Raw genomic sequence first — 6,531 nt, 5'->3', positions numbered from 1 at the left:
CTCCATCACGTCTTGCACCCCACCCTCTTCCACTCCACCCTCTTCCACCACGCCCTCCATCACGCGCTCCTCCTCCCCGCACCCGCGACACCACCACTCGCACTTTCCCGGGAAAGCGCGAGTCCGAAAACCTCTCGTCCCAGGTCACGCGCCTTGCCCCATCGCACTTTCCCGGGAAAGTGCGATACCTGGCGCACACCGGCGGCTGCGTTGGCTGCGGTGGGCTGCGGCGGCTACAGGTCGAGTACCAGTTTTGCGCAGTGGGCTCGGGAGACGCAGATCAGCATCGTCTCGCCCGACTCGCGCTCCGGGCCGGTGAGCAGGGAATCGCGGTGGTCGGGGGTGCCCTCGACCACGTCGGTCTCGCAGGTTCCGCAGGTTCCCTCCCGGCAGGAAGACAGTACCGGCACACCGGCGTCCTCGACGGTTTCCAGGATCGAGCGCTCAGGGGGCACGGTGAGAGTCTTCCCGGACCGCGCGAGTTCGACGTCGAATCCGGCTCGTGGCCCTTCGTCGGCGATGGCGGCGAACCGCTCCACGTGCAAGGCGTCCGGTGGCCAGCGGACGCAGTGCTGCTGTACGGCCGCCAGCAGTGGTTCGGGGCCACAGCAGTACACCGCCGTCGCCGGATCGGGTTCGCCGAGCAGGGTGTTGAGGTCGAGCAGTCCCGTCTCGTCCTGTGGGCAGATCGCCACGCGCTCGCCGAACGCGGCCCGCAGTTCGCCGGCGAACGCCATCGACGAGCGGGTGCGCCCGCCGTAGACCAGTCGCCAGTCGGCCCGGGCCGCGTCCGCGGCGGCGAGCATCGGCAGGATCGGCGTGATCCCGATGCCACCAGCCAGGAACAGGTACCGCTTGGCCTCGACGAGCGCGAAGTTGTTGCGTGGTCCGCGAATCCGTACCGTGCTGCCCTGCGTCAGGTCGTTGTGCACTTTGGCCGAACCGCCCCGGCCGCCGGGTTCGCGCAGGACCGCGATCCGCAGTTCCTTCCGGTCGGCCGGGTCGCCGCACAACGAGTACTGGCGCTGCAAACCCTCGGCCAGCAGCAGGTCGATATGCGCGCCAGGCTCCCAGGCCGGGACGGGCTCACCGTGGGGATCGCGCAGTGTCAGCCGCAGGACACCATCGGCGACCTGCTCCCTGGCGGCGACGACAAGTTCCCTGCTGTCACTCATCGCCACCCTCCGGATGTCGTGGATGTGCCAACAGCCAGTCCCACAGCACGATCGGATCCTCGGCCTGGTGCTCGGCCCCGCAGTGGCACACCCCGACCAGCCGGTCGGTACCCAATCGCCAGTGAATGCGGAAGATCGTGTCCCCGCTCAGCATCTCCGCCCTGACGGTCATGCGCCGACTTCCTGTTCCCGCTCGATCATCCGTTTCAGGAACCGCCTTGCCGCGAGGCCGCCGGTGTCGATGTTGATGCTCAGCTCCTGATAGCCCTCGGCCTCGGTGGCCACCACCTGCTCCAGGATGTCCAGCGCGGTGACGTCCTGGAGCACCACGGTCCGGTTGTTCTCCCGCAGGAACTCCGACACCCCCTCGTCCTCAAGCGCGAAATCCCTTGCCACGGCCCAGAAGTCGTGTGTGCTGTGCTCGGTTTCCGGTGTGATCGCGTAGACGACCTCGACATGGAAGGCGTCCGGATCGCTGCCGTCCTCCCGAGGCAGCACGCCGACCGGGGCGATCCGGCTGTGCAGGAGGTACAGGCACGGCGGGTGGAATTCGATGTCCTGCCAGCGGGTGATCCGGCCCTCGAGCCCTGTCGACTTCGCGTAGAACGCCGGGCACTCGGCGTCGTCCATATGCCTGCTGACGTAGATGATCTCCCGCTCCTCGTCCACCTCTGTGGTGATCGGGGTGCTGGCCACTTCCGGCGTGCCGATGTAGCCGCCGTGCAGGTAGGTCTCGTGGGAGAGGTCCATGAGGTTGTCCACCAGCAGTTCGTAGCGCGCTGCGAGCGGCTCCATCCCGCAGACCGTGGTGTAGTCGCGGTCGGCCAGCCATGGGGCGCGGGGAATGCGGGCGGCGTCCGCTCGCGCCGGATCACCGATCCACACCCACACGAAGGAGTCCTGTTCCACTAACGGATAGCTGGGCACCCGCGCGGTGCGCGGTACGCGGGCCTGGCCGGGGACGGCGACGCAGGTGCCGGCGGTGTCGTAGGTGAAACCGTGGTAGCCGCAGACAATCCGGTCACCGTCGAGGCTGCTCTCCGACAGCGGGAAACGGCGGTGCACACAGCGGTCGGCGAGCGCGACGGGTTCGCCTGCTTCGGTCCGGTAGAAGACGATTGGCTCGCCGAGGATCGTGCGCGCGAACAGGTCGCGGCCGATCTCCCTGCTGTAGGCGGCGACGTACCACTGGTTCCTGGCGAATGTCGGCATTGACTCCCAGCGCTCCTTCGGTGGTGGGCGAGCTGTGTTCGACACCGTCGGGGGAGCGGCCCTGTGATCGCCATCGCTGTTTTCACTGAGTGAAAGGAATTCGTGCTTTTCGTGCCCGGTTTCCGCGGCCGCCAACCCAAGCATTGACACGGTCGGACGCGGTCCTTATGGTCCTCCGTTGTTCGCTCTCGTCACAGTAGTTCATTATGCGAACACTGTTGTTCACCTCAGCGGAGAGGTCGTCATGAGTGCTCCCAGTTCGACCCCGTTCCTGCCGACGCGATCGCCGAACGGTGGAACGCCCTACCGGGGACTGTGGGTGATGCTCCTGCTGGGCTGGGTGGTGAGCTACGCCGACCGGACTCTCACCGGGCCCGTGGTCAGCTGGATGATCGCGAACGAGGTCGGCTTCATCGGCGAAGCGACCGATCCGCGTGCCCTCGGCGGTCTGGTCGGGTCGCTGTTCTTCACCGGCTACATGCTCACCCAATACCCCGGCGGCCGGCTCGGAGACCGGTTCGGTCACCGCGAGATGATCGTCGTCTCGTTGTTGTGGGCGGCCGTCATGACGGCGGTGTCCGGGCTGGTGGTCGGGTTGATAGCGTTCGTCGGCGCCCGGGTGCTGACCGGGCTCGGCGAGGGCGTCTTCTACTCCAACGACCGCACTCTGATCCTCACCCACACCCCACCACGCCGCCGGACTCTCGGCCTCGGCGTGGTGATCTCCGGGCTCTCCATCGGCCTGACGGCAGGCATCATCGGGACGCCGCTGCTGATCAGCTGGGGGTCCGAGCTGAACCTGGGCGAGGAGGCCTGGCGGGTCCCGTTCCTGGTCTTCGCCGTCGTTTCGGCGATCGTCGGGCTGGGCTGCTGGGTCTTCTTCCACCGCAAACTCGGTGGCCGGCTGCGGATGGGACCACCGCTGCTGCGCCTGCTGGCCGTCTCCGCCCCGCTTCTGACAGCGGTTCTGGTCCTGTTCGTCATCGCCGAGAAGCTGCGCTGGCCGACCTGGGCCACCGCGCTCGGTTCCGGTGCGCTAGCGGCGGTCGTGATCGCCGTGATCGTGCTGCGGCTGCGCCGCACGGCCGAGGCGGCGACCCTGCTCGGCCGCGACATCGTGATCGTCTACATCGCCTATACGGCGATCCTGTGGAACCTGTGGTTCTTCAGCTTCTGGTCCGTCGAGATCGTCCGGGAGACCGCCAACAGTTCGCTGCTCGCGGCCGCACTGACCGCCGCCTTCAATGCGGGAGCCGGCATTCTCGGGTTCCCCGTCGGTGGCTGGCTCGCCGACCGCGCACTACGCCGTGGCCAGGGCCGCAAGCCGCTGCTGATCTCGTTCACGGTGATCTACTCGCTGCTGGTCTTCGCGTTCGCACTGTCCATCAGCGACGGTGAGAAGCCGTCGCTGCTGCTGCTCGGCTCGCTGCTGTTCGTGTCCGGGCTTTTCTTCAACGCCCTGCAACCGATCGCGCAGGGGATCACCGGCGATCTCGTGCCCGAGTCGCAGCGTGGCTCGGCGTTCGGCCTGCTGAACCTGATCTCCGAAATCGGCGCTGTGGCCAGCCCGGTGGTCAGCGGTGTGCTCCGGGACGTGACCGGAAGCTGGGCGGTCGGCACCTGGGTGGCAGGCGGGATCATGCTCACGTCGGCGGTTATGTACCTGTTCGTCCGGGAAAGGGCCCCTGCCGCCGCGCTCGCCTGATCGCAGCCCCGGACGGGTGCTGGTGCACTGCGGATGCTCGCCACCCGTTGCACACTGAGTGGTCCACCCACCTAGTTGGAGGCGGCCATGGCTGACAAGACCTATCGCGTGACCGAGATCGTCGGGACCTCGTCGGAGGGTGTCGACGACGCCATCCGGGGCGGACTCAAGCGTGCGGGAGAGACGTTGCGGGGCCTCGACTGGTTCGAGGTGACCGAGATTCGCGGCGTCATCGAGAACGACGACATCGGCTACGTGCAGGTCGGCATGAAGGTCGGCTTCCGGCTCGAGGAGCCGGGCTCGTAGTCGGGAGGCCGTTCACGATGGGCCTGCTGGAGGGCGAGCTCCGCTGACGCGGAGCCGGGCTAGGAACCGAGGTAGCGCAGTACCGCGAGCACCCTCCGGCTGAACCCCGTGGTGTGTCCCAGGTCCAGCTTGTCGAAGATCGCGTTCACGTGCTTTTCCACCGCACTCTGGGAGATGTAGAGCTGTCCGGCGATCCCGGCGTTGGTGTGGCCCTGTGCCATCAGGCCGAGCACCTCGTTCTCCCGCGCGGTGAGCCGGGACAGTGGGTCGGCGTGGCTGGTGCGGGCCAGCAGGCGGCGCACGACCTCCGGGTCGAACGCCGCGCCGCCGGTGCCCACGCGCTCCAGCGCGTCGAGGAACTCCCCGACCTGCACGACCCGGTCCTTGAGCAGGTAGCCGACGCCCCCGGTGTCGCCGGTGATCAGCTCGGTCGCGTACCGCTTCTCGATGTACTGGGAGAGCACGAGTACCCCGATCTCCGGCCAGCGCCGGCGGATCTCCAGCGCGGCACGCAGTCCCTCGTCGGTATGTGTGGGCGGCATCCGTACGTCGGTCACGACGACGTCGGGCCGGTGCTCGCGCGCCGCGTCGAGGAGTGCGGCCCCGTCACCGACGGCCGCGACGACCTCATGCCCCTCCTCGGCCAGCAGGCGCACCAGCCCCTCCCGCAACAACGTCGAGTCCTCAGCGAGCACCAACCGCATCGCGACTCCGCCCCCTCCCTGCCGTCCCCGACTCCATTTGGGATGTCTGCAAGTACCCCCAAGCAAGATCATCGGCGTCGTTAACCGCTACCAACTTGGCTCGCGTCGGCGTCTGGCTTGGTAGCGGAAAACGGCGATGTCGATCTTGCTTGGGCGTACTTGCAGACGCTCCAAACCCGGTCGGGGACGGGGATTGCCGGGCTATTCGCACGGTAGTTCCGCCCGAATCGTGGTCGGGCCGCCGGGGGGACTGTCCACCGTGAACCTGCCGTCGGCGGCGGACACCCTCCGGGCGAGGCCGGACAGGCCGTCACCGGCCGGCCTGGCGCCGCCGGCGCCGTTGTCGCGGACGGACACGACGAGTACGCCGCCGGTGCGGGACACGTCGACCTCGATTCGATCCGCCCGCGCGTGTTTGATCGTGTTGGTCACCGCCTCCGAGACCACGAAGTAGGCGACGGTCTCGATCGCGGTGTCCAGCTGTCCGGCCGGCCCGAACGTCAGTGTCACCGGCACGCTGGAGCGTTCGGCGAGAGACTCCAGCGCGCCGTGCAGTCCGCCGGAATCCAGTGCGACCGGATACACCCGCCACGCCACCTCACGCAGATCCAGCAGCGCCTGCTGCGCCTCCTCGTGGGCCTGGCGCAGCAGCTCGTCCGTCCGGTCCGGATCGGACGACCGCCGTGCCCTGCCCAGCACCATGCCGAGGGCCACCAGCCGTTGCTGCACCCCGTCGTGCAGCGCGCGTTCGATCCGGCGGCGCTCGTCATTGACGGCGTCCACCACCTCCGCGCGGCTCCGAGTGACGAACGAAAGCCTGCGCCGCAACAGTTCCTGTGAGGTCGGCCCGAGAAAGTGTTGTGCCAGATGCCGGTCCAATGAGGCCACCCCCACCAGGCCTTGTACGGCCAGGAACGCCAGCAGCGTGCCGAACAGCAGCACCGCTACGGGGTCGTACCAATCCGAGTCCGTGCCAACGGGGTCGGTGCCGCCCACCGGCAGTCCACTCAGCACCTGGCCGAGCATGATGACACCGCCGATCGTGCCGAACAACATCAGCAGAAAGATCCCGGCACCGAGCCCGCCCACGATCGACCGGACCGCGAGGTACTGCAGCGCGCGGAAACCGGCGTAGTCCCCCGACGCCTCGCTGTCGAGGTACTTCGCGATCCGCCGCCGCTCCAACTCGGCCAGTACGCGGGCGCCTGCGAACGCCCGCGAGCGCGTGGCCGGAAACAGCAGCAGCGGCGCGGTGAGCACGACATAGCCGAACTCGACGAAGGCGGTCGCGCCGCCGATCAGCAGACCGACGGTGCTCACACCGACCCGCCGCACCGTGCTCAGGTCGGCTCCAGTGGTCACCACCGCAGGTTAGCCATCGAAGCGGCCAGCCGGACTGCGGTTTTCCACAGGTACACCGGGCCGTGTA

Annotated in this window: 7 protein-coding genes; 2 read left to right on the top strand and 5 right to left on the bottom strand. The window is 68.0% G+C overall.

Features of this window, described 5'->3' with window-relative positions:
• Nucleotides 1-233: 233 nt before the first annotated feature.
• The 3 genes from D0C15_RS30870 to D0C15_RS30860 are packed head-to-tail and all read right to left on the bottom strand — an operon-like array spanning nt 234 to nt 2,387.
• On the bottom strand, nt 234-1,175 hold the full coding sequence (locus D0C15_RS30870) for a PDR/VanB family oxidoreductase (protein ID WP_116051603.1): 942 nt from the start codon (nt 1,173-1,175) through the stop codon (nt 234-236).
• Complete coding sequence (locus D0C15_RS30865) at nt 1,168-1,347, bottom strand: hypothetical protein (RefSeq protein WP_116051602.1); 180 nt, start codon at nt 1,345-1,347, stop codon at nt 1,168-1,170. The genes D0C15_RS30870 and D0C15_RS30865 overlap by 8 nt, the downstream gene beginning before the upstream one ends.
• Nucleotides 1,344-2,387, bottom strand: coding sequence for an aromatic ring-hydroxylating dioxygenase subunit alpha (locus D0C15_RS30860; RefSeq protein WP_116051601.1), 1,044 nt, complete (start codon nt 2,385-2,387; stop codon nt 1,344-1,346). The genes D0C15_RS30865 and D0C15_RS30860 overlap by 4 nt, the downstream gene beginning before the upstream one ends.
• A gap of 244 nt (nt 2,388-2,631) precedes the next feature.
• On the opposite strand from D0C15_RS30860, the gene D0C15_RS30855 reads away from it, so the two are divergent.
• Both D0C15_RS30855 and D0C15_RS30850 read left to right on the top strand, forming a co-directional pair.
• Complete coding sequence (locus tag D0C15_RS30855) at nt 2,632-4,092, top strand: MFS transporter (RefSeq protein ID WP_116051600.1); 1,461 nt, start codon at nt 2,632-2,634, stop codon at nt 4,090-4,092.
• Nucleotides 4,093-4,179: 87 nt separating this feature from the next.
• A complete protein-coding gene (locus D0C15_RS30850; RefSeq protein WP_116051599.1) occupies nt 4,180-4,398 on the top strand; it encodes a dodecin in 219 nt (72 codons plus the stop codon).
• Nucleotides 4,399-4,457: 59 nt separating this feature from the next.
• Here D0C15_RS30850 and D0C15_RS30845 read toward each other — a convergent pair whose 3' ends face one another.
• Nucleotides 4,458-5,102 carry a response regulator gene (locus tag D0C15_RS30845; RefSeq protein WP_116051598.1) on the bottom strand — a complete coding sequence of 215 codons (645 nt, stop codon included), beginning with the start codon at nt 5,100-5,102 and terminating at the stop codon, nt 4,458-4,460.
• A gap of 201 nt (nt 5,103-5,303) precedes the next feature.
• Nucleotides 5,304-6,464, bottom strand: coding sequence for a sensor histidine kinase (locus D0C15_RS30840; protein ID WP_245976427.1), 1,161 nt, complete (start codon nt 6,462-6,464; stop codon nt 5,304-5,306).
• Nucleotides 6,465-6,531: the final 67 nt, after the last annotated feature.

It is taken from the genome of Amycolatopsis palatopharyngis (genome assembly GCF_003385185.1).
GTDB lineage: Bacteria > Actinomycetota > Actinomycetes > Mycobacteriales > Pseudonocardiaceae > Amycolatopsis > Amycolatopsis palatopharyngis.
Note: the sequence above shows the minus strand (reverse complement) of the source record. Positions and strands in the feature narration are given on the sequence as shown.

Excerpts from the sequence above, each read along its gene's own strand:
- D0C15_RS30870 (WP_116051603.1), bottom strand. The coding sequence starts at position 1,175 with ATGAGTGACAGCAGGGAACTTGTCGTCGCCGCCAGGGAGCAGGTCGCC.
- D0C15_RS30865 (WP_116051602.1), bottom strand. The coding sequence starts at position 1,347 with ATGACCGTCAGGGCGGAGATGCTGAGCGGGGACACGATCTTCCGCATT.
- D0C15_RS30860 (WP_116051601.1), bottom strand. The coding sequence starts at position 2,387 with ATGCCGACATTCGCCAGGAACCAGTGGTACGTCGCCGCCTACAGCAGG.
- D0C15_RS30855 (WP_116051600.1), top strand. The coding sequence starts at position 2,632 with ATGAGTGCTCCCAGTTCGACCCCGTTCCTGCCGACGCGATCGCCGAAC.
- D0C15_RS30850 (WP_116051599.1), top strand. The coding sequence starts at position 4,180 with ATGGCTGACAAGACCTATCGCGTGACCGAGATCGTCGGGACCTCGTCG.
- D0C15_RS30845 (WP_116051598.1), bottom strand. The coding sequence starts at position 5,102 with ATGCGGTTGGTGCTCGCTGAGGACTCGACGTTGTTGCGGGAGGGGCTG.